Origin of the sequence: Brevibacterium sp. LE-L, assembly GCF_050214925.1 — a bacterium.
GTDB lineage: Bacteria > Actinomycetota > Actinomycetes > Actinomycetales > Brevibacteriaceae > Brevibacterium.
On sequence record NZ_CP189759.1, the window covers coordinates 1,308,748 to 1,333,256 of the forward strand.

20 protein-coding genes and 1 pseudogene are annotated in these 24,509 nt (G+C 66.2%); 14 read left to right on the forward strand and 7 right to left on the reverse strand.

The window, feature by feature from the left end; all coding sequences use genetic code 11:
• Positions 1-6: 6 nt before the first annotated feature.
• Positions 7-684: a hypothetical protein gene (locus ACQE2J_RS05845; RefSeq protein WP_135540225.1), complete on the reverse strand. Its 678-nt coding sequence runs from the start codon at positions 682-684 to the stop codon at positions 7-9.
• A gap of 253 nt (positions 685-937) precedes the next feature.
• Between ACQE2J_RS05845 and ACQE2J_RS05850 the strand changes: the two genes are divergently transcribed.
• From ACQE2J_RS05850 to ACQE2J_RS05865, 4 genes are read left to right on the forward strand one after another with little or no spacing between them, the layout of a single operon-like run.
• Complete coding sequence (locus ACQE2J_RS05850; protein WP_101639122.1) at positions 938-2,170, forward strand: alanine racemase; 1,233 nt, start codon at positions 938-940, stop codon at positions 2,168-2,170.
• A complete protein-coding gene (gene tsaE / locus ACQE2J_RS05855; RefSeq protein ID WP_135540223.1) occupies positions 2,167-2,769 on the forward strand; it encodes a tRNA (adenosine(37)-N6)-threonylcarbamoyltransferase complex ATPase subunit type 1 TsaE in 603 nt (200 codons plus the stop codon). Before ACQE2J_RS05850 ends, tsaE begins: the two co-directional genes overlap by 4 nt.
• Positions 2,766-3,569 carry a tRNA (adenosine(37)-N6)-threonylcarbamoyltransferase complex dimerization subunit type 1 TsaB gene (gene tsaB, locus ACQE2J_RS05860; RefSeq protein WP_101639124.1) on the forward strand — a complete coding sequence of 268 codons (804 nt, stop codon included), beginning with the start codon at positions 2,766-2,768 and terminating at the stop codon, positions 3,567-3,569. The genes tsaE and tsaB overlap by 4 nt, the downstream gene beginning before the upstream one ends.
• Complete coding sequence (locus tag ACQE2J_RS05865; RefSeq protein ID WP_101639125.1) at positions 3,566-4,075, forward strand: GNAT family N-acetyltransferase; 510 nt, start codon at positions 3,566-3,568, stop codon at positions 4,073-4,075. The genes tsaB and ACQE2J_RS05865 overlap by 4 nt, the downstream gene beginning before the upstream one ends.
• On the opposite strand, the gene ACQE2J_RS05870 is transcribed toward ACQE2J_RS05865, so the two are convergent.
• Positions 4,072-4,710, reverse strand: coding sequence for a heme oxygenase (biliverdin-producing) (locus ACQE2J_RS05870; protein ID WP_101639126.1), 639 nt, complete (start codon positions 4,708-4,710; stop codon positions 4,072-4,074). The genes ACQE2J_RS05865 and ACQE2J_RS05870 overlap by 4 nt on opposite strands.
• A 142-nt stretch (positions 4,711-4,852) precedes the next feature.
• Entirely contained in the window at positions 4,853-7,327 is a 2,475-nt protein-coding gene (locus tag ACQE2J_RS05875; RefSeq protein ID WP_101639127.1) for an LPXTG cell wall anchor domain-containing protein, read from the reverse strand.
• A 226-nt stretch (positions 7,328-7,553) separates the two neighbouring features.
• Between ACQE2J_RS05875 and ACQE2J_RS05880 the strand changes: the two genes are divergently transcribed.
• The 9 genes from ACQE2J_RS05880 to ACQE2J_RS05920 all read left to right on the forward strand — a co-directional run bounded on the left by ACQE2J_RS05880 (position 7,554) and on the right by ACQE2J_RS05920 (position 17,801).
• Positions 7,554-8,801 (forward strand): heme/hemin ABC transporter substrate-binding protein, encoded by a 1,248-nt coding sequence (locus tag ACQE2J_RS05880; protein ID WP_240688756.1) that lies wholly within the window; start codon positions 7,554-7,556, stop codon positions 8,799-8,801.
• Entirely contained in the window at positions 8,798-10,009 is a 1,212-nt protein-coding gene (locus ACQE2J_RS05885) for a FecCD family ABC transporter permease (protein WP_101638843.1), read from the forward strand. The genes ACQE2J_RS05880 and ACQE2J_RS05885 overlap by 4 nt, the downstream gene beginning before the upstream one ends.
• On the forward strand, positions 10,006-10,851 hold the full coding sequence (locus tag ACQE2J_RS05890) for a heme ABC transporter ATP-binding protein (protein WP_101638844.1): 846 nt from the start codon (positions 10,006-10,008) through the stop codon (positions 10,849-10,851). The genes ACQE2J_RS05885 and ACQE2J_RS05890 overlap by 4 nt, the downstream gene beginning before the upstream one ends.
• A 3-nt stretch (positions 10,852-10,854) precedes the next feature.
• Entirely contained in the window at positions 10,855-12,213 is a 1,359-nt protein-coding gene (locus ACQE2J_RS05895; RefSeq protein WP_168216747.1) for a hypothetical protein, read from the forward strand.
• Positions 12,214-12,260: 47 nt separating this feature from the next.
• Positions 12,261-14,558, forward strand: coding sequence for a hypothetical protein (locus tag ACQE2J_RS05900; protein ID WP_425117986.1), 2,298 nt, complete (start codon positions 12,261-12,263; stop codon positions 14,556-14,558).
• Between the two features lie 94 nt (positions 14,559-14,652).
• Positions 14,653-15,600, forward strand: coding sequence for an aldo/keto reductase (locus tag ACQE2J_RS05905; protein ID WP_168216745.1), 948 nt, complete (start codon positions 14,653-14,655; stop codon positions 15,598-15,600).
• Positions 15,597-16,184, forward strand: a complete 588-nt coding sequence (locus ACQE2J_RS05910) for a hypothetical protein (protein WP_135810105.1) — start codon at positions 15,597-15,599, stop codon at positions 16,182-16,184. The genes ACQE2J_RS05905 and ACQE2J_RS05910 overlap by 4 nt, the downstream gene beginning before the upstream one ends.
• Positions 16,181-17,260 (forward strand): tRNA (adenosine(37)-N6)-threonylcarbamoyltransferase complex transferase subunit TsaD, encoded by a 1,080-nt coding sequence (tsaD, locus tag ACQE2J_RS05915; protein ID WP_135810104.1) that lies wholly within the window; start codon positions 16,181-16,183, stop codon positions 17,258-17,260. Before ACQE2J_RS05910 ends, tsaD begins: the two co-directional genes overlap by 4 nt.
• Positions 17,247-17,801 carry an NUDIX domain-containing protein gene (locus ACQE2J_RS05920; RefSeq protein WP_168216744.1) on the forward strand — a complete coding sequence of 185 codons (555 nt, stop codon included), beginning with the start codon at positions 17,247-17,249 and terminating at the stop codon, positions 17,799-17,801. Before tsaD ends, ACQE2J_RS05920 begins: the two co-directional genes overlap by 14 nt.
• Positions 17,802-17,985: 184 nt before the next feature.
• On the opposite strand, the gene ACQE2J_RS05925 is transcribed toward ACQE2J_RS05920, so the two are convergent.
• The 4 genes and pseudogenes from ACQE2J_RS05925 to ACQE2J_RS05940 form a co-directional block, all read right to left on the reverse strand.
• Positions 17,986-19,113 carry a glutamate--cysteine ligase gene (locus ACQE2J_RS05925; RefSeq protein WP_135810102.1) on the reverse strand — a complete coding sequence of 376 codons (1,128 nt, stop codon included), beginning with the start codon at positions 19,111-19,113 and terminating at the stop codon, positions 17,986-17,988.
• Positions 19,114-19,244: 131 nt separating this feature from the next.
• Positions 19,245-20,342 (reverse strand): ABC transporter ATP-binding protein, encoded by a 1,098-nt coding sequence (locus tag ACQE2J_RS05930; protein ID WP_135810101.1) that lies wholly within the window; start codon positions 20,340-20,342, stop codon positions 19,245-19,247.
• A 7-nt stretch (positions 20,343-20,349) separates the two neighbouring features.
• Positions 20,350-21,922 (reverse strand): annotated as a pseudogene (locus tag ACQE2J_RS05935) (xylulokinase).
• Positions 21,919-22,974, reverse strand: coding sequence for a sugar-binding domain-containing protein (locus tag ACQE2J_RS05940; RefSeq protein ID WP_168216743.1), 1,056 nt, complete (start codon positions 22,972-22,974; stop codon positions 21,919-21,921). Before ACQE2J_RS05940 ends, ACQE2J_RS05935 begins: the two are co-directional and overlap by 4 nt.
• A gap of 131 nt (positions 22,975-23,105) precedes the next feature.
• Between ACQE2J_RS05940 and ACQE2J_RS05945 the strand changes: the two genes are divergently transcribed.
• A complete protein-coding gene (locus ACQE2J_RS05945; RefSeq protein WP_425119774.1) occupies positions 23,106-24,464 on the forward strand; it encodes an ABC transporter substrate-binding protein in 1,359 nt (452 codons plus the stop codon).
• The last annotated feature ends 45 nt before the right edge of the window (positions 24,465-24,509 follow it).

The window sequence follows — 24,509 nt, forward strand, 5'->3', positions numbered from 1 at the left end:
TCCGTCTCAGTGGATGAGGATCTGCGTCTCCGTCGATCCCTCCCACTTCATCGCCTTGACGAGGCTGGACTCGTACATCGATACGCAGCCGGCGGTCTTCATCGACTCCGTGTTCGCGTGCAGGAAGATCGCCGACCCCTTGCCTGGAGTGCGGGCCTCGTTGTAGCCGATGACCTGGGCATACTTATACGGCTTCGGCTGGTAGAGCGATTCGCCCTCGTATCCTTCCGACTTCAGCTGCATCGTGTTGTAGCCCTCGGCCTTCGTCGCGTCGCCGTCGACCCACACATGATCACGGGTGACCTTCGTCCAGGCCTTCTGCAGGCCCGGGTTCGCCGAGGTGCCGAATCCGTCGCGCATCCAGAACACTCCCTTCGGAGTCTTCCCGTCGCCTTCGCTCTTGCTCGACGTCGTTCCGTCAGAGCCGAGCCGCGCCTTGTAGGGACCGCTGTCGCGAACGTACCGGTCGCCGGATTTACTGCACAGGTAGATATCGGCGGTGATCGTCGACCGCTGCTTGACCTCGATGGCTTTCGCCGCCGTGACCGATTCGTTCGCCTCGACGCCGGTGCAGTGCTTCGCGGCCGCCTCAGCGGGGCCGGTCTGTCCGGTCACCGTGAGGACCGCCGCGAACATGACGGTTGCGATCACGATCGCGATGGTGCGACCTGATGTGGTGTGCATGATGTCTCCTTCTTCATCGAACGGTTCTGCGAACTCTTCTTCGCCGAACGCCTCGTCGGCTGCAACCGCGACGCCGTCACCGGAAGCGCCGACGGTCGCGGGGAAACAGCGTAGCGAAGGTGCTGACCGGGGACGGTGCATTCTCACATTGAAGATTTCGTCGGTGCGCCGCCTCTGCGAGATCGACCCCATCCGGCTCCGGCAGACCGTCCCGATACTGCTCGGCGGCAGGTGTCGGCGGTAGTCTTATCCAGTGACATCTTTCGACATCCCCGAGGCTCTTGTACGGGCCGAGATCGACGAGGCGGCCCTGCGGGACAATGCCGCTGTCCTTGCCGATCGCCTCGCACCCGCCCGCCTCAAATGCGTCGTCAAAGCCAACGCCTACGGCCACGGCGTCGACCTCATCGCTCCCGTCCTCTTCACGGCCGGATGGCGTGAGTTCTGTGTGGCCACGATCCCCGAGGCCCTTCACCTGCGCAGCCTGCTCGGCCCCGAGCCCGAGATCATCGCATGGCTCTACGGACCCACCACCGACCTCGACGAGGCGGTGCGCGCCGACATCCAACTGGGCGTGTCGACAGTCGAATCCCTCGACCGACTGACGAAGGCGGCCCGCCGCACCGGCGCCACGGCCCGAGCCCATCTGAAGATCGACACCGGCCTCGGCCGCAACGGCCTGTCACCGGAAGCAGTCGTCCGCGCCTTCGACTGGCTGCGCCGCCACGCCGAAGACAGCCGCAGCGCTGTCACCGACGACACCGACCCCACCCGCGGCCCCGGTGCCACGACCGATATCTGCATCGTCGGAATCATGAGCCACTTCGCTGTCGCCGATGAACCCGAACGCCCCGAGACCGCAGCGCAGAGCGCGGTCTTCTCCTCCGCCCACGGGCAGCTGCGGGCAGTGCTCGACGCCGCGGACGGCTGCCTCGGCGAATCGGATGACCTGGACGTCCATATCGCGAACTCGCCGGGCGCGCTCACCCTGGGACCGTGTCCGGGCACCTCGGCCAGGGTGGGGCTCGCGCTCTACGGACTGTCCCCACTCGAGGACGGGGATCCGACGGTCCTCGGGCTGCGACCGGTCATGCGGCTAGTCTCCGCCGTCATCAATCTCAAGGACATTCCCGCTGGTCACGGCGCCTCCTATGGACTGACGTTCACCGCTGCGACCGACACCCGGTTCGCGCTCGTGCCCGGTGGGTACGGGGACGGCCTGCCGCGGTCGGCATCGAACCGGGCCGAGGTGGCCATCCGCGGTCGTCGCTACCCCGTCGTGGGGCGGATCGCCATGGATCAGATGATCATCGACATCGGCGCTGGAAACGACGAGGTGGCCATCGGCGACGAGGTCGTCATCTTCGGGCCAGACGGTCCGAGCGCGGCCGAGTGGGGGACCTGGGCGAATACGATCAACTACGAGATCGTCACCCAGCTCAGCGCACGTGTCGACCGCACAGTACGGAAAGGAGACGGACGATGAGGTTCCATCTCGAATCCTTGGAGCAGATGCGCACTTTCGCCGCCGCCTTGGCCGATCATCTGCGAGCCGGCGACCTGCTCATTCTCACAGGCAACCTCGGTGCGGGGAAGACGACGTTCACCCAATCTCTGGGGACGGCTCTCGACGTGGCCGGGCGGATCACCTCGCCGACGTTCATCATCGCGCGCGTTCACCCGTCGCGCAGCGGCGGCCCTGCGCTCGTCCATGTCGACGCGTACCGGTTGGCCGACGGGGAGGAGCTCGAAGACCTCGACCTCGACTCCGAGTTGGATGAGTCGATCACGGTCGTCGAATGGGGCGCCGGCATGGCCGAGCAGCTCAGCAGCGACCATCTAGACATCACCATCGCCCCGGTGTGGGACGAGTCCGACGACGAGGAACTGATCGGGGTCGACGGCGCAGACGAGTCTGAGGACGAACGGCGCACCGTCGACCTCACCGGCTGCGGGGATGCCTGGGCCGCGCGCATGCCCCGAATCCAGGCTGATATCTCGGCAGCTGCGAACGTGAGCGTCGAAAACCCGGCCTCCGCGGACCTGCCCGGCGAGGGCTCAGCGAATGAGGGAGACGAATCATGATCATTCTGGGCATCGACACCTCGCAGTCGGCCTCCGTGGCCCTCGTCGACACGGACACCGGTTCGGTCATCGCCGCCGAGCAGGCCGACGACCAGCGTCGACACGTCGAATTCATCGGTCCCGCGCTCGCCGACGTGCTCGCCGCGGAGGCCCAGCCCGAACTCGTCGTCGTCGGCATCGGGCCCGGTCCCTTCACGGGACTGCGAGTGGGCATCGCCGCCGGCATCGCCGTCGGCCAGGCCCGCGGAATCCCGGTCAAGGGCCTGCTGTCCCAGACCGCGATCGCCGAAGAGTTCGTTCGCAGCTCGGCGGGGGGCTCGCCCGAACCCGGCTCGGAGAGTGCCTCGGCAGCCGGCTCGACCGGCCCGGGCCCCGTCCTCATCGCCTCGGACGCCCGCCGCAAGGAGGTCTACTTCAGCGTCTATGACTCCGCCGATGCTTCGTTGAGCGCCGGACCATTCGTAGCGAAACCGCTCGAGGTCGCCTCGGTCCTCGCCGCCAACGGTTGTCGGTTCGACCCGTTCGGAACCGAGCAGGCAGGGAACGAGGCCGCATCCGTCGAGTCGGCGACCGCAGCAACGGCCCTGATCGGCGAGAAGCTCGGCCGCGGGTTCCTCCTCTACCCCGACACCCTCGGAGCCACGACCACTGAGTCCATCACCGACCCCCGTGCCGAATACCTCGCCCTCGCCGCAGCACGTGAACTCGCCGCGGGTCGAGAACTGAGCGAACCGATCCCGGAATACCTGCGCGAACCCGATGCGAAGGCGACCCCGGTGCGCGAGAGCTCACTGAGATGACCTCCGTGACCATCGCCGAGCTGCCCTGGTGGGACCTCGCCGAGGTGGCCGACCACGATGCGGCGATCTTCGGGCCCACCGCGTGGACTCTCGGCTACTACTGGTCGGTCAAGGCACAGAACGGCACGATCATGTTCGCCGCCAGGACCGCCTCGGCGGGGGAGAACGGGACCTTCGACGGTTCGACCGCGACGCAGGGCAACACCAACTCGGCGGGGGAGCTGGCCGGCTGGGTCGTCATGTCCGCATCCGGTGCGGAAGCCGATGTCATGACCATCGCCACCACCGAGGCGGCCCGCGGGCAGGGCATCGGTCGAGTCCTGCTCGACGCGGGGATCGACTGGGCGAAGGACCGCGGCGCCGAGGTCGTCCACCTCGAAGTCGACGAACGCAACACCTCGGCGCTGGCGATGTACGCGTCCTTCGGATTCGTGGAATGGGGACGGCGCCCGGATTACTATCCGGGCGCCGCGGCCGTGCTCATGCGTCTGCGGATCGGTGACTAGGCGACCGGAACCGCGCGCTGTTCGGTGGCGTCGGTGAGGTCGACGAGGAGGTCACCGTTGAGGCGGAAGGCCTCCATGGTCTCGTCGATGACGATCTGCTCGTCGCCGCCGGTCGACGCCACTTCGTCGAGGAGGCGGCGGTAGGCATCTTTGTACGGCTTCGTCTTGCCGAGTGCCGCGAAGTCCCACATCGTCAGTGAGGTCGCGGGCAGGCTGTAGTGACGGCCCATGAGGGCGCCGATCGCCTGGCCGCCGGAGAGATCCCCGAGGTAGCGCGTGTAGTGGTGGGCGATGACTTGGTCGGCTCGTTCGAGTCCGGCAAGGTGCGCGGCATAGGCGGCAGCGCTGGGCATCACAGGCAGTTCCGCACCGTCGAGGGCGGAGAGGTCGGCTGCGATGCGCTCGGAGCGGAAGAGGCCGGCGTCGTGGAAGGGCGCGAAGACCGGATCGTCGGCGAACTCCCGCGACTTGGACTCGAGCACGGGATAGATGACCTCGTACTGCTTGAGCAGGAGAGCGTAGGCCCGAGAGTCGAGCCGTCCTTCCATGAGGTCGACCATGAAAGTGGTGTGTTCGACCTCGTCGTGGATGGTGGCGGTGCTGGCCTTGAGGCGAGCGGAGAACGGTTCAGACATGATGTTTCCTCCTTGAGAGATCGTCGATCCGAATGACGGTTCGCGATAGCGGGTCTTAGGGGTGAGTCCGTCCCGGTTCGGAACTCAAGTTTCGAACCGGGACGGACTCGCTGGCTCACTACATTACTTGTCTATGGCCAGTTTAGCGCTTGCGCATCCGCGAGAACAGAACAGAACCTGCGCCGAGGATGATCAGACCGAGCGCGATCGGCAGAGTCATCAGATCGGCACCGGTGCGCGGCAGGTTCGACCCGTCGGAGCCGCCGGAAGCGGATCCTCCGGTAGACGATCCCGCCGAACCCGAACCTGCGGATCCCGAACCGGCACTGTCGTCGGAGCCGGAAGCGTCGGCCTCGGCACCGTCGGCCGCACCTTCAGACGCGCTCGAACCACTGTCGGAACCGGCCTCGGCGCCATCGGTCGCAGCGTTGTCTCCGGCTCCGTCTGCTGATCCGCCGTCCGAGTCGCCTGCGCTGCCGGCGTCGTCATCGGCGGCCTCGTCCTCGTTCACAGTGACGGTGAACTCGGCGGGGTCGGAGGGCACACCGTCGACTGTGGTGATGGCCGAGTAGGCGTAAGTGCCCTTGGCGCTCGGCGCCTTGGCGGAGAAGTTGCCTTCACCATCGGCGGTCACCGTGACGTTGTCCTCGGCCGGGACAGTCGCGGCGAATGCCTTGACTTGGCTTCCGGCGTCCTTGTCGACCACAGGGGTCCACGCGAGGTTCACCTCGGCGTTCGGGGTGGTCGTGCCCTTGACGAGTCGGTCCTTGCCGACGGTCTGGTCCTTGACGACAGGCTTGGCAGGCTTATCCTCGTCTCCATCGGAGCCGCCATCGGAATCATCTCCGTCGGCAGCGCCACCGGCATCCGAATCGGAACCGTCGGCATCACCTTCGGCTGCATCGGCTGCGCCGTCATCGTTGCCTTCCGCAGCATCAGCGGCGCCTTCTGCACCGTCGTTGTCGCCTTCAGCAGCATCGGCAGCGCCGTTGTCATCGCCCTCGGCGGCGTCAGCAGCACCCTCATCGTCGGACTCGGCACCGTCGGTGTCACCTTCGGCGGCATTGTCGTCTGCCTCGCCTTCAGCAGCGTCGGCTGCACCATCGTCAGTGCCTTCGGCGCCATCGGCTTCACCTTCGGCTGCGTCGGCGGCGCCTTCGTCGGTGCCTTCTGCACCGTCGTTGTCGCCTTCGGCACCGTCGGCAGCGCCGTCGTCACCGGCCTCGGCACCGTCGGCTGCGGCGTCATCCTCATCATCCTCACCGGGGAACAAGGCGTTCTTCTGCTCATCGGTCAGGTCGATGGGTTCGCGGTAGAGCTCGGCGTCACCGGTGGGCAGGCCATGGGCGACCCAGGTGAGCACGTCGTAGTCCTTGGACTCGTCGAGGTCGGTCGCCTTCGCGTTCACGTCGACGTCGATTGTGCCGTCCTTGATCTGCGGAGGCATCACGTACTGCACGGCGGTCGTGTTGCCGGCCGTGACGTCCTTGCTCGCCAGGTCACGGTCGACGATCGCCGCGTAGGCACCCGCCGAAGGCTTGCCGGTGCTGGCCTCGGGGAGGTTGTCGTAGCCGTCGCCCGTGACGTTGACGGTGAGACCGTCATCGGCGCTGGCCGACTTCACCGAATGTGAGGTCGAAACCTTCGGCGCCGGGGCCTGCGCGGTGTATTCGACCGTCAGCGGGTTGGTCTTCTTCCGCGGCTGGATCGACGTGCTCGCTCCGGCGGTGGTGTACCAGTACGAGTCCTGACCGGTCTCGACGTTGAAGTCGATCCAGTCCTGTGGCATCGCACCCCACCAGGACTCGTTCTCCGCGGTCTTCTCGGACTGCAGGTTGCGGCCGTCGGTGTCGGTCTCCACGCCGAGGTAGTCGGGGGTGAATTCGAAGCCGTCGTCGGTGACGTCGACTTCGCCCTGCTGGATTTCGACGATATCGCCGTCGCGAGCATCGAGTTTCTTCCAGATGCTCAGGTCGTCCATATCGGCGCCAAAGCCCGAATAGGTTCCCGTGATCGTGCCCTTGCCGTCCTTGACCTCGAGCTTCGGATCCGAGATCGTCCAGTAGGTCATGCCGCCGTAGTAGGCGAAGGACCAGGAGCCCTCCCACTGGATCGAAGCGCTGTCCTTGTCGGGGTCGACAGTACCCGTGCCGTTCGCGATCTCGATGTGGTCACCGGTGTGGTTGTTCTCTGCTTCGGCGTTGACCTTGCCGTTGACCGAGTTTCCGTCACCATCGGTGCAGCGGTCGGCGAAGTTCGACGCCTTGCCGTTCGTCTTCACGATCGAGGTGTTCCCGTCGGTGAAGTTGCCGTCATCGTCGACCGGGTAGATGGTTCCGGCATCGTCGGCTGTCCAGATCCGGGCCATGCCCGTGTCTCCGGCCTCACCGGCGATGAGGAAGTTGCACCCACCGAAGTAGGCGCCGCCGGTGGATTCGTCGTTGACCGACCAATTGAACACGGCGTCGTCGACGGTCTTGTCGACTGCGCCGAACGCCGGGGCGCTCATGCCCATTCCCAGCAGGCCGGTGGCGGCCGCGATCGCCGCCCCCGCCGCCAGCGGCGAAGTGAAGCGCCGAGCCTTCCCGGCCCGTGCGCGCGCACTCTTGTGCGTCATAGATTCTCCTCATTTTCAACGTCGTACACGGCGAAGACCGCGTGCCGCCAGGCATCCGAAAAGATCCTGGATTCATCATCAGCCGAAGTTGTGGATTCGCTGAACGGTATATAGACTACACAGACATAACCTAAAAAGCCAAGGTAAGCCTCACTTATGAATGTATAGCCTTGCCTTAACTAAATGACTTTCAGGAATGTTCGAGTAACTCATGCAGAAGTGGTCTTTGCGCAGGACTGTGCGCCGCCGATCGTTCCGCCGGACCGCCTGGTTCGCCGGGGGATTGGTGCTGGCGATCCTGTTATGGAACAACGGAATCCACAACATCGGATCGATCAACGCCCAAAGTGAGGGCGGCTGTCAGCAGCCTCCCGCCCGATCGACGCCGGACATGCCCGACGTTCCCGAAGTCGACCGTTCGGCGCTGCCGGACCCGACGGCGATCACGGGGCAGACGACCGCCTACACCCAGGCCGGAGAGATCCCGCCGGTCTCCGACACCGCCGCACACGAAGCGAATCTGCCGGTGACGGTGAAGAGCAACGATGGTCCTGCGCAGACGGTGAAGAAGACCGACCGGATCCTGGCGATGAACCAGAACGGCGGGATCGCCGCCGCCGTGGTCGGCCTCGGCCTCGGCTGCAACCTCGTCGGCCGCGACATCGCCACCGACTTCTCCCAGCTCGTGCCCGGCGCCGAGCAGCTGCCGCTGATCACCCAGGGCGGGCACGAGATCAACGCCGAGGCGGTGCTCGCGCTCTCGCCCGACGTCATCCTCACGGATACGACGATCGGCCCCTATGATGCACAGCTGCAGCTGCGCAACGCCGGCATCCCCGTCATCTTCATCTCCTCGTCCTACTCCGAGGGCGTGCGCTCGGCCGGTCCTCAGGTCCGAGAGGTCGCCGAGGCGCTCGGTGTGCCCGAGCTCGGTGACAAACTCGCCGAACGCACCGTCCGTGAGATCAACGACACGCAGAAGGCAGTCGCGAAGCTTGCTCCCGAGGATCCTGCCGACCGCCCGCGGACGGTCTTCCTCTACCTGCGAGGCAATATCTACTACTGGTTCGGGGTCGGCTCCGGAGCAGATTCGCTCATCCAGTCCGTCTCCGCCCGCGACGTCGCCGCCGAAGTCGGATTCGAAGGCATGTCACCGACGAACTCAGAGGCCCTCATCAAGGCAGCACCGGACGTCATCATCGTCATGACCCTGGGACTGGCCTCGGTCGGAGGCATCGACAAGGCCCTCGAACTGCCCGGCATCAAACAGACGCCGGCGGGCAAGAACCGTCGGCTCGTCGACATGAGCGACTACGAGGTGATGAGCTTCGGCCCGCGTTCGGCACAGGTGCTCGCGGCACTCGGCACCGCGATCTACGCCCCCGAGCTCGCCTACCACCCTGACCATCCGCCGAAGTCCATCGAAAAGCGTCTGAAAGAGATCAATGAGGAACTGGAAGAGGATGAGGCATGAGTGAGTCCACCGAGATACGGGACCGCTCACTGCGTCGCTCCCGCCGCGACCGCCTCGGCGAGGGTGGTGACAGCTCTGCCGACTCCGCAGCAGGAAACCGCGCTGAACCGACGAGCCGTCTCAATCCCGCAGGAAAGGGCGACGGCCTCGACCTCGGACGCATCCGCGGTCAGCGCACCGCGCGGGCAGGAACCCTGTTCCTCATCCTCATCATCGCCCTCATCGCCGCCTGCGTGCTCTCAGCTGCGATCGGTCAGCTCTTCATCCCACCGCTCGAAGTCGTCGGTTCGCTTCTGAACAAGGTCGGACTCGACTGGCTGCCGGGACCCAGCCATGACTTCGGTGAGGAGGCCCTGTGGCAGGTGCGCTTCCCCCGCGTCGTCATGACCGTCCTCGTCGGTGCCGCGCTCGCCGTGGCCGGGGCGATGATGCAGGGTGTCTTCGGCAACCCACTGGCCGAACCCGGAGTCGTCGGAGTCTCTTCCGGAGCCGCGGTCGGGGCCAGCGCCTCGATCCTCTTCGGCTGGTCCTTCCTCGGCGCGTTCACCACCCCGACCTTCGCCTTCGTCAGCGGCCTGATCACGACCTTCATCGTCTACACGGTCTCCCGGTCAGGCGGACGCACGGAGGTGATCACGCTCGTGCTCACGGGTGTCGCGGTCAATGCGATCGCCGGGGCCGCGATCGCGTACATCACCTTCGCCGCCCCCACCTCGGCGAGGGAGCAGATCGTGTTCTGGCAGATGGGCAGCTTCAACGGAAGCCTGTGGTCGCAGGTCGGGCTCATCCTCCCGCTCATCGTGTTCGGGATCATCATCGCCCAGACCCTGGCACCGGGACTCGACATCCTCTCACTCGGGGAGAAGAGCGCCCGCCACGTCGGCATCAACGTCGAACGGCTGCGCATCATCGTTATGGCCGTCGTCGCCCTGCTCGTGTCCGCGGCCGTCGCATTCTGCGGGATCATCGCCTTCGTCGGCCTCGTCGTCCCGCACATCATCCGCATGATCATCGGCCCCGGCCACCGGCTGCTGCTGCCGGCCAGCGTGCTCGGCGGTGCCGTGCTGCTCTCGATCGCCGACCTCGCCGCCCGCACCCTCGTCGAGTTCGCCGATCTGCCGATCGGCATGCTCACCTCGCTGGTCGGCGGACCGTTCTTCTTCTACCTCATCAGACGCAGCCGCAAGGAATCCGGAGGTTGGGCATGAGCATCATCACCGTAGGCAGATCAGCCGTCCGCCGCCCGGACTTCCCCGTCGCCGGCAAACCCATCATCTCCGTGCGCGGAGCCGAGGTCAGCTTCGGCGAACGCACTATTCTCGACGGCATCGACCTCGACATCCGGTGCGGGGAGGTGCTCGCCATCGTCGGCCCCAACGGTGCCGGCAAATCGACGCTCGTCAACGTCATCACCGCCGACGTCGAACTCGAAGCCGGGAAGGTGTTCATCGACGACGAGGTGGAGTACTCCTGGTCGACCCGCGAACTGGCGATGCGCCGGGCGGTCCTCCTCCAGGACATCGGAATGGCGTTCCCGTTCACCGTCCTCGAGGTCGTCGAGATGGGCCGCTCCCCGTGGGCGGGCATGCGCGAATCCCAGCACGACGACCTCATCGTCGCCGGATCGATGTCGCGGACCGAGACCGTGCAGTTCGCGGCCCGGAAGTTCACCTCCCTGTCCGGAGGTGAGAAGGCCCGCGTGGCCCTGGCCCGGGTGCTCGCGCAGGCGACCCCGGCGCTGCTGCTCGACGAACCGACCGCGCCGATGGACATCCGCCACCAGGAGCTCGTCCTCCAGCAGGCCCGCGACTACGCCTCCACCGGCGGAGCCGTGGTCATCATCGTCCACAACCTCGACCTCGCCGGTGCCTACGCGGACCGGATCGCGATGATCTCCGACGGATCGATCATCGCCGACGGTCCACCCGCCGAGGTGCTCACCGCCGACCGCATCAGCGACGTCTACGACTACCCCGTATCCATCTTGGCCGACCCGAACACCGGAGCACCGCTGGTCGTGCCCGTTCGTGCCGGCCGAAAGGAAGACTGACCCATGCTTGACAACGCACTCAACCGGACCATCGCCTCGGTACCGGTGAAGCGGATCCTCGCGCTCATCACGATCTCCGCGCTGTTGGCCGTGGCCGTGGGCCTGACGGCGACGATGCTCAACCCCACCCCCGCCGAGGCGGCCCCGAAGGTGTCCGTGTCCGGCACCCCGAAGGCCGATGGTGAGTCCGAACTGGGGCTTTCGGGATCGGGTTTCCAATCCGTCGAAGGCGGGTTCGGAGGAATCTACGTCCTCTTCGGCTGGGTCGACGACGCTTCCGGCGGATGGCGGCCGAGCAAGGGCGGAGTCACAGGGTCGAACTACCGCTACGTGTACGACGATGAGACCAAACCGGCCGGATACCAGCTGTTCGTGACCTTCCCCGGCTCAAGCACGGCGTATGCCGCCAATGGCGGTGAAGTCGCGGCGAACGGCACCTGGAGCGGAACCATCAAGATCCCCGGCCAGAAGTTCACAACCTACGACCGGTCCCAGAACGAGACCGAGGTCGACTGCGGCGAGGTCCAGTGCGGGATCATCACGATCGGTGCCCACGGCGTCGACAACGCCAACAACGAATCCTTCACCCCCGTCGACTTCGCCGCTTCCGGTGCCGCCGCCGGCAAGGATGCGGAGAAGAACGAGAATGACGAGAGGAAGTCGTCCGAGAACAAGGATGAGAAGAAGGACGATGGGGGCTCCGGCGGGGGCGACGCTCCGGCCGTCGACCCCGCGCAGAACCCGAATGCGGCACCGGTGGCCAGTGAACCGCCGATGAGCACCTCATGGCTGATCTTCTTCGCCATCCTCGCCGGAGTGCTCGTGCTCGGTTCGATCATCGCGATCGGCCTCGGGTTCGGCATCGGCGGGTACCTCGCGGCCAAGAGTCTGCTGCTGGGAGTCAGCCCGGCGGCGATGGAGAAGGAACGCGACCGGCGCGAGCGCAAACGGATCCGGACCCAGCACAAGCTGGCCAAACGCCGACTCGCGATCCAACGGAAGAAGAAGCTGCAGCTGGCCAAGCTCGAACGCGGCTCCGACCGTGCCGTGGCGCACGCGAACCATCAGAGTCTCGGCCCCGGCAACGGCAAGCTCCCGCCGCAGGTCATCGCCTTCTTCGAGGACGAGGACCGGAAGTCCTCGGGGAACCGCAGCGGAGGCGACGACGTCGGTTCGGCGCCGAGCTTCTACACCGGAAGCGCCCTCTCCGCCGGACCGGTCGCCGACGGCACGGCTTCGGGGGACGGCGGGACCGCCTCGGCGGGGGAGAGCGATCCGGAGGATCACAAGGACACGCGGGTTCTCACCCGGGTGGCCGCGGGCGACGCCGAGACCACCACCATCCCGACGACGAACTCATGACACGCGCACGGACCGTCCTGCGGGACGAGAACGGACGAGAAACCACGATGCACACTCACACATCCACCCGCAGGGGCAGGATATTCACACGCACCGCGGCCGGGATCGCGGCCCTGGCACTGCTCGGATTCGGGCTCACCGGTCCCGCACAAGCGGTGACCGCGCCGTATTCGGTGCCAGGGGAGACCTCGACTGCGGATCCCGGAAATGATGCGCCGGATACGGACGGTCCCCTCGACATCGATGATGCGGTCTTCGACTGGTCGGTCAACGACGAATCCACGGGCGGGTCCTACTTCGGCGGGTGCAACTACCTGGCCGCCGGTGAAGCCGGGGACACGGGTATGGCTCGGATCTGGACGGACAAGGACGCGGGCACACTGTTCAAGACGAACAAAGCCGGCAACTTCACCGACGGAAACGTCTCCATCGTCAAGGAGAACGGGAAGTACTCGACATTCCAATCACGGTGCGAAACCGGCGGAGGCGAGCTGGTCAACGGCAAGGTCAACGCCGAAGCCGAGAACAACCACACCGGCGACACGGTGAGAATCACCAATGGTGAGGGAACAGTCGACCCGAAGAACAACAACGCCTCGATCCAATGGAAGGGCTCCTGGACCTTCGCCTACTACGGCGGCATGACCTACTGGACCATCTCCGACCCGAAGCTCGAGGTCAAGGACGGCAAGGGCACGATCACGGGAACCTATTCGGGCTTTGGCGCCGATATGGACGACCTGAGCATCTGGAAGAAACTCGATGCTCGCGACGGCGATATCGTCGAAATCCAGCAGGGCGAAGTCGACGTCACCGACGACGGCTTCGAATTCACCCCCGACTACCTCGGTGTGTCGACTGACACCGACGGCCGCAATCTGCAGTCCGAGAAGACCGCGGAGAACGAATCCTGGTGGGGCGCGATGCCGCAGGACTGGATCGACTTCAACGTCGAGACCGGTCAGGACTCGTACTGGTACACCACCGCCGGAGCGAGCACCTCCATCCAACCGCGCAAGAAGACGAACGACCTCGAGGTCAGCTACTCCCAGCCGGTCGAAGAACCCGATGACGGAGACCACACAGAGAACCCCGATGACAATCCGAGACAGCCCGATGACCCGGGCGATGACGGCAAGGGCGATAAGGGATCCGACGGCAAGGACAGCTCCGGCGACGGCACGGCTACTCTGTACTGGTCACTGAATAAGGAGGCCAACGGTGGAGCCTTCTTCGGCGGCTGCAACTTCCTCTCCGCCGGCAAGGCCAAGGACTCCGGAAGTGCCCGCGTCTGGCCCTCCGGAGGTGGCGGTTTCTACAAGTCGAAGTCCGGGAACGTGACGATTGAGAAGCCGACGGGCTCGACGTTCAAGGAGGCCTCCTGGGACTCTCGGTGCCAGGACTCCAAGGGCGAAGCCGTGTCGACTACCCGCAAGGACTCATGGACGCAGTCGCGGGTGGCGATCAAGGACGGCGAAGTCAGCGAATCCGATGACGGTGTGACCGTGCAGTGGAAGGGCAGCTTCACCGTCGCCTTCTACGGCGGCATGACCTACTGGTCGGCGACCGACCCGAAGCTCGAAGTCGACGCCGATGGCAAGGGCCGGCTCGTCGCCAGCCTCAGCGGTTACGGAGCCGACATGTTCGACGCCTCGAAGTGGATCACGCTCAAGCCCGAGTCGATCACGATGGCGAACTTCAAGAACATCGACATCGACGCACTCCTCGACGACGGTCACATCACGGCCACCCCTGACTACCTCGGCGTGAAGTACGACAACAAGGGCAAGTCGGGGTCCTCGGGCAGCGCAGTCGGCGGTTCGGACGAGAACGCCTCGGCGCAGGCGAAGAAGTCCGGAGAGAACTCCGACCACTGGGGCGCCTTCCCGCAGGACTTCGTCGATTTCCAGCACAAGACCGGCCAGTACTCGTACTGGTTCACCTCCGACGGCGTCCGCGATCCCTACAAGCCGGCCGAACCGATGACCATCTCGCTCGGAGACTACTCACCGGGTGCCGGGGACTACAACGCGGCAGCAGGCAACGGCGCACCCGGACAGAACGCCCCGGGCGCCGGCGGTCAGCCGGGAGCCGGTGGAGGCGGAGGCGGTTCTGCCGGTGGTGCAGGCAAGGGCTCCAGTGACAAGAAGTCGGGCAAGGGCAGCGACTTCGACGATGAGACGATCTTCGCCGAGGAGGCCGAAGAGGTCCGGGCCGCGTCCGAGGTGCCTGTGCGCGCCTGGATCGTCATGGGCACCGGTCTGGCGGTCGCGGTCGTGGCCGGGTTCGGCATCCGGTCGGGAATCCGCCGCCACATCGGCCTCGATCCCTCCGACCTCGTCTGAGGGTGCGTAACCGGTCGAGCAGGGCTCGGTTCGCGGTGGATCTCACCGTGAACCGGGCCCAGTCCCGTATGCCTCGGAGGGTAGGCTGGAGCATATGACACGTGTGCAATTGGCAGATACCGATCTCTCCGTCCATCCACTTCAGCTGGGCGGCAATCCCTTCGGCTGGGGAGCGGACCGAGATCAGAGCTTCGCTGTCCTCGATGCCTACGCTGCAGCCGGCGGAAACTTCATCGACACCGCCGATGCGTACTCGGCCTGGGTCGACGGCAACTCCGGCGGAGAGTCGGAGACGATCATCGGCGAATGGATGAAGTCGCGCGGCAACCGCGATGAGATGGTCATCGCGACGAAGGTCGGCATGCACCCGAAGCACAAGGGCCTCGATCCGGCGAACATCCGCGACTGCGTCGACGATTCGCTGCGTCGCCTGGGCACCGATCACATCGATGTCTACTACGCCCATGTCGATGACGACGAGGTCGACCAGGTCGCCGTCGCCGAGACCTTCGACGCTCTCGTCCGCTCCGGCAAGGTCAGCTACCTCGGCGCCTCGAATTTCAGTCTCGACCGGCTGCGGTCGGCGAGGAAGATCTCCACGAAGTTCTCCCTGGCCTGCTACCGCGTCGTCCAGGACCGGTTCAACCTCGTCTCCCGCGCTGCCGTCGACGAACAGAAGCAGGCATACCTGCGCTCCGAAGGGATCGCCGAACTGCCCTTCCACTCGTTGGCTTCCGGGTTCCTCACCGGCAAGCACACCGGTGGAGACGCCACAGGCAGCGTCCGCGGCGAACGAGTCGCAGGATTCGTTGAGGACCAGAATGCACTCGGCGCCCTCGAGGTCCTCCACGATGTCGCCTCGACCCACAACGCGACGATGACGGCCACTGCCATCGCCTGGCAGCTCAGCCACGATTTCATTCCTTCGACCATCGCCTCGGCGCGGGTGCCCGAACAGCTCACCGAGCTGCTGGCCGGCACGCAGATGCAGCTGAGTGATGAGGAGAAGGCCGCCCTCGACGGAGCCTGGGTGGAAGCATGACCGCGACCAGTCCGCGCCTGGTCACCTGGGAGAACGGAACCGACCTCGTCATCGAGCTGCCGGTGGCCCGCGATGTCGGGACCGTCTGGGACACCCTGACCGACAGCGAGACCGCAGGCACATGGTTCGCGCCGTTCCGCCTCGGCGAAGAATCGTCAGATGCGGGGGACGATCCCGACGTGCCTGCGTCCCGTCCGATCACCTTCGAACTCGAGGACGCCGATTTGGACGGAGCGGTGCTCAGCTGCGAGGAATACGACCATGTGCTGCTCGAACTCGAGGCCTTCGGTGTGCTGGGTATCCGGCTGCTGCCGGTCGAAGGTGATTCGGGTGACGAGACCTTGCTCGTGTTCACTCACACCGCCGCCGACGTCGAATCTGCTCGAACCCAGGCAGCCGAATTCGGACCTATGTGGGACACCCACCTGCGTCTGTTCGTGCGGGTCCTCGGCCTCGACGCCGCAGAGGCGACCGAACCCGAACTCGTCGCTGCCTATTCCGATCTCGCGCTCGAGGTTGCGGACTCCGGGGACGGCACGGACTCGGCCAGTGCTGATTCGGCTGGTGCTGAGGGCGAATCGTGAGCGACCCCCTCGTCCTCGGCATCGAATCCTCCTGTGATGAGACCGGGGTCGGCATCGTCCGCGGACGCACGCTGCTGACGAACACGGTGTCCTCATCGATGGACGAGCACGTCCGCTTCGGTGGAGTCGTGCCCGAGGTCGCTTCCCGGGCGCATGTGCAGGCCATCGGCCCGGCCATCGCCTCGGCGTGTGAGATCGCCGAGGTGGAGCTGTCCGAAATCGACGCCGTAGCCGTGACGGCCGGGCCGGGATTGTCCGGTGCGCTCATGGTCGGTGTGGGCGCGGCCAAGGGGCTCGCAGCGGCACTGAACAGACCGCTCTACGGAGTCAACCACCTCGCCGCACACGTCGCCGTCGACCTCGTCGCCGAGGATATCGACGGGCTGACCACGCCGACGATCGCGCTCCTCGTCTCCGGAGGACACACGGAGATCCTGCGCATCGGAGATGTCGTCACCGATATCGAACTCCTCGGCTCCACGATCGACGATGCCGCAGGTGAGGCCTTCGACAAGACCGCGCGTCTGCTGGGGCTCAACTACCCGGGCGGCCCGAACATCTCGAAGGCGGCCCTCGGCCTTCTCGACGGCACCGGAATCCCCGGCGATCGGAAAGCCGTGACGTTCCCGCGCGGACTGGCGAAGAAGCAGGACCTTCGTGATCCGGAGCGTCGGTATAACTTCTCGTTCTCCGGGCTGAAGACCGCGGCCCTGCGCGAGGTGACGAAGGCAGAGACGCTCGGTACCGATCTGCGCGTGGCCGATATCGCGGCCGGTTTCGAAGACGCGGTCGTCGACGTGCTCGTGACCAAGACCCTGCTGGCCGCGGCCGACACCGGCATCGATCACGTCGTCCTCGGCGGGGGAGTGGCCGCGAACACTCACCTGCGTGAGGTGCTCGCTGAACGCTGCGCCGAGGCTGGGGTGACCCTGCGGGTGCCGCCCTTGACACTGTGCACCGACAATGGAGCCATGGTCGCGGCCCTCGGTGCTGAGCTCGTCGCTCGCGGAATCGGGCCGAGCGATCTGTCCTTCGCCGCAGTCTCCTCATTGGATGTCGATCATGTCCTCGTCTGAGAACGACCCGAACAGCGCCGCCGAAAGAAACGCCCAGGCGGCGAAGTCCACGCGCCTGCCCGACGGTCGGCCGCCTCGGCGATCCGGGGACGGGTGGACCTACGGATCGGACGGGAAGAAGCATTGGGGGCTCAACGGGGCCGCCGGGCTCATGCTCGTCGATCCCGAGCGCGGGGTGCTCATGCAGCATCGGGCGCTGTGGTCGGTCGAGGGCGGGACCTGGGGATTCCCCGGCGGTGCCCGGGACATAGGGGAGTCCGCGGTGGAGGCCGCGATCCGCGAGTCCTGGGAGGAAGCCGGAGTGCCGGACCAGGACGGCACCGGCATCGAGATCGTCGAGACGCACGTCCTCGACCTCGACACCTGGTCGTATACGACGGTGATCGCGAAGACCCTGCGGCGCTTCGACGCAGTCATCAACGACCCCGAGAGCATCCAACTGACGTGGGTACCCCTTGACGAGCTCGACGATTACGAGCTGCACCCGGGAGTCGCCGCCGCACTGCCGACGCTGCTGGAGCTGCTGCGCCCCCACCTGTGAGCGCGTGAGTGTGATGAAGGTTGGGCAGGGCCCCGCCGAATAGTGGTCAACAACGGAGACCTTGGGCGCTCCGAAGTGTCTCCTCGGTGGATTGTCTGGTCGATCCACCGCGACCCAAGCCCTCAGAACGCCGGGGATCGACCAGGAAATCGAGGGAGGAGGCAGTCTGGCGCCGCGCAGCCCTTCAACTGTAGGAGTTGCGCAGGTCGCCGATGAGCGAACGGGTCACCTCGGTCAGCGACCCCGTGGCGCCGAAGACCTTCTGCAGGCGGCGATAGGGCACCCCGCGCTCGATGATCGATGTGATTGAGTGCAGCTCTTCGGCACAGCCGAGGCGTTCGGCAACGGGAGAGAGGCGTTCGACCTCATCGGCCAGGCACTCGGTGACGAGGCGTTCGTCGGCTGCAGCATTCTCGATGATGATCGCGTCCATGCCGTAGCGTGCGGCCCGCCACTTGTTCTCATTGTGGAACCAGTCGGGCATCGTCGGCAGGGTCTCACCGGAATCGAGGCGGGCCGACATGTCATCGACGAGGCACTGGATGAACGCGGTGATCGCGAGGATCTCCTCGAGCGTCGGCAGTCCGTCGCAGACTCGGACCTCGACGGTGCCCCAGTGTGGGGCGGGGCGGATGTCCCAGCGGATCTCATTGATGTTGTCGATGATTCCGGTCGTGAGCATGTCGTCGACGTACTTCTCGTAGTCGGCCCACTCATCGAACTGGAAAGGCAGCCCCGCCGTCGGCAGCTGTTGGAACATCATCGCTCGGTTCGAAGCGTACCCGGTGTCCGTGCCGCCCCAGAACGGGGAGGAGGCGGACAGTGCCTGCAGATGCGGGACGTAGGCGAGCAGAGCGTTGACGATCGGCAGCACCTTGTCTCGCGAATCGATGCCGACGTGGACGTGGACTCCGAAGATGAGCATGTTCCGGCCCCACCATTGGGTGCGATCGACGAGCTCGAGGTACCGGTCCTTGGCCCGGACCTCCTGCGACTGCCACTGCGCGAACGGGTGAGTGCCTGCCGACATCAGCTCGACCCCGCGCGCCTCGGTCAGCTTCCGCAGCGCCCCGATCGAGGCGGCCAGATCCTCGGCGACGGTCGACACCTGGGTATGCACGCCGGTGACGAGTTCGATGGTGTTCGTCAGCATCTCACCGACGATGTGCTTCTCGAACTCGGGCGCGTGCTCGGCCACATCCGCCAACAGGGTCTCGGCAGCCGGGGTCAGGTCCAGGCTGCGAGAATCCAGCAGAGCCAGTTCCCACTCGACACCGAGGGTGGAGCGGGGAGAGCGTGCAAAATCGACCATGGGTCGATCATAATGGCGCGTACCCGTTTCGCCTGATTCGGCACTGTGTTTCGGCCCGTGTCCTCACCCGCAGGCCTCGGACGACATCGATGCGGCAGCGGGGCCCGGCAGCCATCGATCCCGCGCAGTCCTCACGCGGGCTGTCGCACACCGTCCTCGATCCGCCGTCCCGAATCGGTGTCGAAGAGATGCAGACGCGCGGCATCCGGCACGACCCGCACACTGTCACCGCGGCGGATCGTCGACCGTCCGGCGACCCGAGCCACGACCGTCCTCTCCTCGCCGGGCAGACCCGCCCGCCCATGCACATAGGCATCGGCACCGAGTTCCTCGACGAGATCGACCGTGACTGTGAGCCCGTGCTCGCCCTCGGTGCGCAGGTCCTCGGGACGTACCCCAACGGTGACCGTCTCACCCGTGACCTGCCCGCGCTGGTCCGCGGTGAGTTCGATCTGCACATCGCCGAGGCGCAGCGTCGACCCCTCGAGACCGACCTCGACGAGGTTCATCGCCGGAGATCCCATGAAGCCTGCGACGAAGAGGTTCGCCGGCCGGTCGTAGAGGTTCGCCGGTGTGTCCACCTGCTGCAGACGCCCGTCGGCGAGGACGGCGACACGGTCGCCCATCGTCATCGCCTCGACCTGGTCGTGGGTGACATAGACGGTGGTCACGCCGAGGCGGCGGGTCAGTGACGCGATCTGCGCACGCGTCTGCACCCGCAGCTTCGCGTCGAGGTTCGACAGCGGCTCGTCCATGAGGAAGACCTGCGGGGACCGGACGATGGCGCGGCCCATCGCCACGCGCTGCCGCTGTCCGCCGGAGAGCGCCTTGGGCCTGCGGTCGAGGAAGGGCTCGAGGTCGAGCAGCCGGGCGGCCTCCTCGACGCGTTCGTCCCGCTCCTTCTTCGCCACGCCCGCGATCTTGAGGGCGAAGGCCATGTTCTCGCGCACGCTCATATGCGGATAGAGCGCATAGTTCTGGAAGACCATCGCGATATCGCGTTCGCGTGGAGAGAGTGAGGTGACGTCGTCGTCTCCGATGCGGATGTGCCCGGAATCGACGGGTTCGAGCCCGGCGAGCATGCGCAGGGTCGTCGACTTCCCGCAGCCCGAGGGGCCGACGAGGACGAGGAACTCCCCGTCGTCGATGTCGAGACTGATCTCGTCGACGGAGGGTGCCAGCGCCTCGGGGTACCGACGCAGTGCTTTGTCGAAGGTGACAGTGGCCATGGTGTTCTCAACCTTTCGCGGATGCGTCCGCATCCGATGATCGACGGTGATCGTGCAGTGAGTTGTCGTGCGTATAGGACCGGTACTGCTGCCGCACCCCAGACGGTCTCGGGTGCAGGGTGGCGACGAGTTCGACCGCCCATTCGGGCAGCGACCCGGTCAGCGTCCATGCCGCCTGCCGGGCGGCGCCGATGGCCACATACTCGGCTTGTTCGGGGACGTCGATGGGTACGGTGAAGATGTCCCGGGCGACCTCGCGGACCGCCGGATTCCTGGCCGCCCCGCCGATGATGAGCAGACGGCGGGCCGTCAGGCCCTGTGCGAGGACCGCGTCGAGTCCGTCCGCGAGTCCGCAGAGCATGCCCTCGACGAAGGCCCTGGCGACGTTCTCCGCCGAGGCGTTGGCCAGGGTCATCCCCTCGAGCCGGGCGGTGGCATCGGGCAGGTTCGGGGTGCGCTCGCCCTCGAAATAGGGCACGAGCGTGATCCCGTTCGCCCCCGGCCTCGAAGCCAGTGCCAGAGCAGCGACCTCGTCATGGCTGATGCGCAGCAGAGTGCTTGCCGAGACGAGGACCCTTGCGGCGTTGAGGGTCGCGACCAGCGGCAGGCGACCGCCGTCCGCGGAGGCGAAACCGGCGACCGTGCCGCTGCGATCGGCGATGGGCAGGTCCGTGGTGCCGAAGACGGTGCCCGAGGTGCCGATCGAGACGACGACATCGCCCGAGGTGACCCCGAGTCCCAGCGCCGCCGCCGCATTGTCCCCGGCCCCGGGTCCGACGAGGACCCCCTCGTCCGTGCGCCCGGCCGCCTCGTTGGGAGCGAGGACACGAGGAAGGATGATCGCCGAGGCAGCTTCCGGTTCCGTACCGTCGGTCGCCGCCTGGTCGAGGTCCGGCGTGGTGTTGTCGAGCGTGATAGCGCCGACCGCCTCGCGGGGGTCGGCACCGAAAGCGGCGCGGGCATCGCGGCCGAACGCGATGCGGAAGAGGTCGAGATCGTACTCGCCCGATGAGGGGTCGAAGTAGGCCGTGCCGCTGGCATCCGAGGCGTCGGTGATGAGGGCCTCGAGCTTGGGGCCGTGGATCGAGGAATCGGCGGCTCCGTAACCGAGGATCCGCCAGGTCAGCCAGTCGTGGGGGAGGGCGACGGCGGCAACCTCGGCGGCGTTGGCGGGTTCGTCGTCGCGCAGCCAGCGCAGCTTCGCGCCGGTGAAGGAGGCCACGGGCAGGACACCGGTGCGGGCGATGAAGTCCTCAGCGCCGACTTCGGCGATGAGGTCCCGGGCGGCGGCGTCGCTGCGCAGGTCATTCCACAGCAGGGCGTCGCGGATCACGCGGCCCTCGGCATCGAGGGCGACGAGCCCGTGCTGCTGGCCGCTGATGCTCAAGGCTGCGACGTCATCGAGTCCGCCGGCAGACTCGATCGCCTCCTGCAGGGCGGTCCACCAATACTGCGGGTCCACCTCGGTGCGGGGCCGCACCGGTGCGCAGGATGTCGCCGGAGTCAGGGTCGGCGATGACGACCTTGCAGCTCTGCGTCGAGGAATCGATGCCGGCGACGAAGCGGCGGGCAGCGGTCATGACTCCTCCTCGTGGGGTGCAGCCTCGATGTGAGCCGCCTCGGCGAGAGCAACGTCGTCACGATCAGGCTCGTCACGAGCCGCCTCGGCGAGCACGGCATCGGCGAGGTCACGGTCGATGACGGCGACGTCGACGATGCCCGCCGCACACGCGGCTCGCACTGCGCGGGCTCGCTCAGCGCCGCGGGCGACCCCGACGGTCGTCGTGGCCTGGCGCAGCTGGTCGAGGGTGACGGCGATGACGCGGTCATCGATCGTGGTCACGTCTTCACCGGCGGCATCGAACAGACGTCCGGACACCTCGGCGACGGCGCCGTCATCGATGCCTGACCGTCGCTGGACGGGGGTGCACTTCTCCCACACCGAGGACAGCCCCTCGGCCCACGAAGCCACGGAGACCACGGCGAGGTCGAGGTCGTCGGCGGCGGCGAGCGTGCCCGAGATCTCGGGCAGGGCTCGCAGGTCGGCGGCGGTTTCGGCCTCGGTGACGAGCAGCGGGGCCGGCAGACGGACCATGCTCACGGCCGGATCCTGACCCAGTCGGGTGAAGATTTCGGAGCTGGGACGGTGGGATTCGAGCCGCAGGGCACCGGCGAGCTGCACGATCGTGCACCTCGGCAGCGCCGGAGTGAAGGCGGCCGCGGAGTCGAGGGTGCGTGACCAGGACAGGCCGATGCGCATCCCCGCCCGGGCCTTGCGGCCGACGAGCGCGAGGGCCGCTCGGCCCATCTGCTGGGAGGCCTCGGCCTGGTCCGGGATGTCGACGATGACGACCGAGTGCAGGCCGAGGGCGGCGGCAGTGCGCTCTGACAGATCCGTGTCCTCACCCGCATCGGCCTCGATCGTGATCGTGACGACCCCGGTGTCGACGGCCTCTTGGAGGAGGCGGGCGACCTGGAATCGACTCAGTCCGTTGGCCTTGCCGATCTCGACCTTCGATCGTCCTTCGAGGTAGTGATCGCGGGCCAGCTGCGCGAGGAACCGGCGGTGGCGGGCGGTGGGCGCGGTGCTCATCGTCCTCCCTTCGGCGTCGACGGCATTGTGTTCGCTCATATGTGAAGTTTTGCACATCTGTGTGTTCCGTGACACAGTATTGCACATATGAGCGCCGATGCTCATATGAATTTCTCGAAGCGAACCCGATGGCGGGCGGCAATCCCGCGATGATGAGGGAAGGCACAACGATGAAACACAGGATCACCGGCCGAGGCGCCACCTGGGCGGCCATCGGCATGGTCGGAGCGCTCGCACTGACAGGGTGCGGTGGGGCCGGAGGCAGCTCCAGCGGCGGGGGAGGCGATGAGGTCAACGTCCTCATGGTCAACAACCCGCAGATGCAGGACCTGCAGAAGCTCACGGCTGACCACTTCACCAAGGACACCGGCATCAAGGTCAACTACACCGTGCTGCCGGAGAACGAGGTGCGGGCGAAGATCGGACAGGAGTTCGCCGCCCAAGCCGGCAACTACGATGTCGCGTCGATTTCGAACTACGAAGTCCCGACGTATGCGAACAACAAGTGGCTGACCCCCATGGACGAAGGCGTCGCCGATGCCGAGGGCTTCGACCAGGACGACATCCTCACCCCCATGGCCGAGTCGCTGACCGTCGATGACACGGTCTACGCGGAACCCTTCTACGGTGAGGGCTCGTTCCTCATGTACCGCACGGACATCTTCGACAAGGCCGGAGTCGAGATGCCGGAGAACCCGACTTGGGATGAGGTCGCCGATCTCGCCGCGAAGGTCGACGGTGCCGAGAAGGGCACGAAGGGCATCTGCCTGCGCGGTCTGCCCGGCTGGGGCGAGATGTTCGCTCCGCTGACGACAGTGGTCAACACCTTCGGCGGCACCTGGTACGACGAGGACTGGAATGCACAGGTCGACTCGAAGGAGTTCAAGGCGGCCACGAACTTCTACGTCGACCTCATCAAGGACCACGGAGAATCCGGTGCCCCGCAGGCTGGGTACACCGAATGCCTGACGAACCTGCAGCAGGGCAAGGTCGCCATGTGGTACGACTCGACGGCCGCCACCGGCACCCTCGAGGCGGATGACTCCCCGGTCAAGGGCAAGATCGGCTATGTCGCCGCCCCGGTGAAGGAGACGGACTCAAGTTCGTGGCTCTACACCTGGGCCTGGGGCATCCAGGCCGCGGGCAAGAACCAGGACGCCGCGAAGCAGTTCGTCGCCTGGGCCTCGTCGAAGGACTACGAGGAGACCGTCGCCTCCGAACTCGGCTGGCAGCACGTCCCGGCCGGAAAACGGACCTCGACCTATGAGAACGCGGACTACCAGAAGGCCGCCGAGCCTTTCTACAAGCAGACCGAGGATGCCATCAACTCGGCCGATCCCGAGAGCCCGGGTGTCCAGCCGCGCCCGACCCTCGGCGTGCAGTTCGTGACGATCCCGGAATTCGCGGATCTCGCCACAGGCATCTCCGAAGACGTCAGCTCCGCCATCGCCGGACGCACGACCGTCGACAAGGCCTTGACCAAGGGCCAGAAGGAAGCCGAGAAGGTCGGAGACAAGTACAAGAAATGACCGCGCAGCCTCGGGGCGGACGGTGAGAACCCGCCCCGAAGCGTC

Coding starts and splice junctions, on each gene's coding strand:
- ACQE2J_RS05890 (WP_101638844.1), top strand. CDS start 10,006: ATGAGCATCATCACCGTAGGCAGATCAGCCGTCCGCCGCCCGGACTTC.
- ACQE2J_RS05865 (WP_101639125.1), top strand. CDS start 3,566: ATGACCTCCGTGACCATCGCCGAGCTGCCCTGGTGGGACCTCGCCGAG.
- tsaB (WP_101639124.1), top strand. CDS start 2,766: ATGATCATTCTGGGCATCGACACCTCGCAGTCGGCCTCCGTGGCCCTC.
- tsaE (WP_135540223.1), top strand. CDS start 2,167: ATGAGGTTCCATCTCGAATCCTTGGAGCAGATGCGCACTTTCGCCGCC.
- ACQE2J_RS05920 (WP_168216744.1), top strand. CDS start 17,247: ATGTCCTCGTCTGAGAACGACCCGAACAGCGCCGCCGAAAGAAACGCC.
- ACQE2J_RS05870 (WP_101639126.1), bottom strand. CDS start 4,710: ATGTCTGAACCGTTCTCCGCTCGCCTCAAGGCCAGCACCGCCACCATC.
- ACQE2J_RS05905 (WP_168216745.1), top strand. CDS start 14,653: ATGACACGTGTGCAATTGGCAGATACCGATCTCTCCGTCCATCCACTT.
- ACQE2J_RS05940 (WP_168216743.1), bottom strand. CDS start 22,974: ATGAGCGAACACAATGCCGTCGACGCCGAAGGGAGGACGATGAGCACC.
- ACQE2J_RS05930 (WP_135810101.1), bottom strand. CDS start 20,342: ATGGCCACTGTCACCTTCGACAAAGCACTGCGTCGGTACCCCGAGGCG.
- ACQE2J_RS05845 (WP_135540225.1), bottom strand. CDS start 684: ATGCACACCACATCAGGTCGCACCATCGCGATCGTGATCGCAACCGTC.
- ACQE2J_RS05895 (WP_168216747.1), top strand. CDS start 10,855: ATGCTTGACAACGCACTCAACCGGACCATCGCCTCGGTACCGGTGAAG.
- ACQE2J_RS05945 (WP_425119774.1), top strand. CDS start 23,106: ATGAAACACAGGATCACCGGCCGAGGCGCCACCTGGGCGGCCATCGGC.
- ACQE2J_RS05925 (WP_135810102.1), bottom strand. CDS start 19,113: ATGGTCGATTTTGCACGCTCTCCCCGCTCCACCCTCGGTGTCGAGTGG.
- ACQE2J_RS05910 (WP_135810105.1), top strand. CDS start 15,597: ATGACCGCGACCAGTCCGCGCCTGGTCACCTGGGAGAACGGAACCGAC.
- ACQE2J_RS05875 (WP_101639127.1), bottom strand. CDS start 7,327: ATGACGCACAAGAGTGCGCGCGCACGGGCCGGGAAGGCTCGGCGCTTC.
- ACQE2J_RS05900 (WP_425117986.1), top strand. CDS start 12,261: ATGCACACTCACACATCCACCCGCAGGGGCAGGATATTCACACGCACC.
- ACQE2J_RS05885 (WP_101638843.1), top strand. CDS start 8,798: ATGAGTGAGTCCACCGAGATACGGGACCGCTCACTGCGTCGCTCCCGC.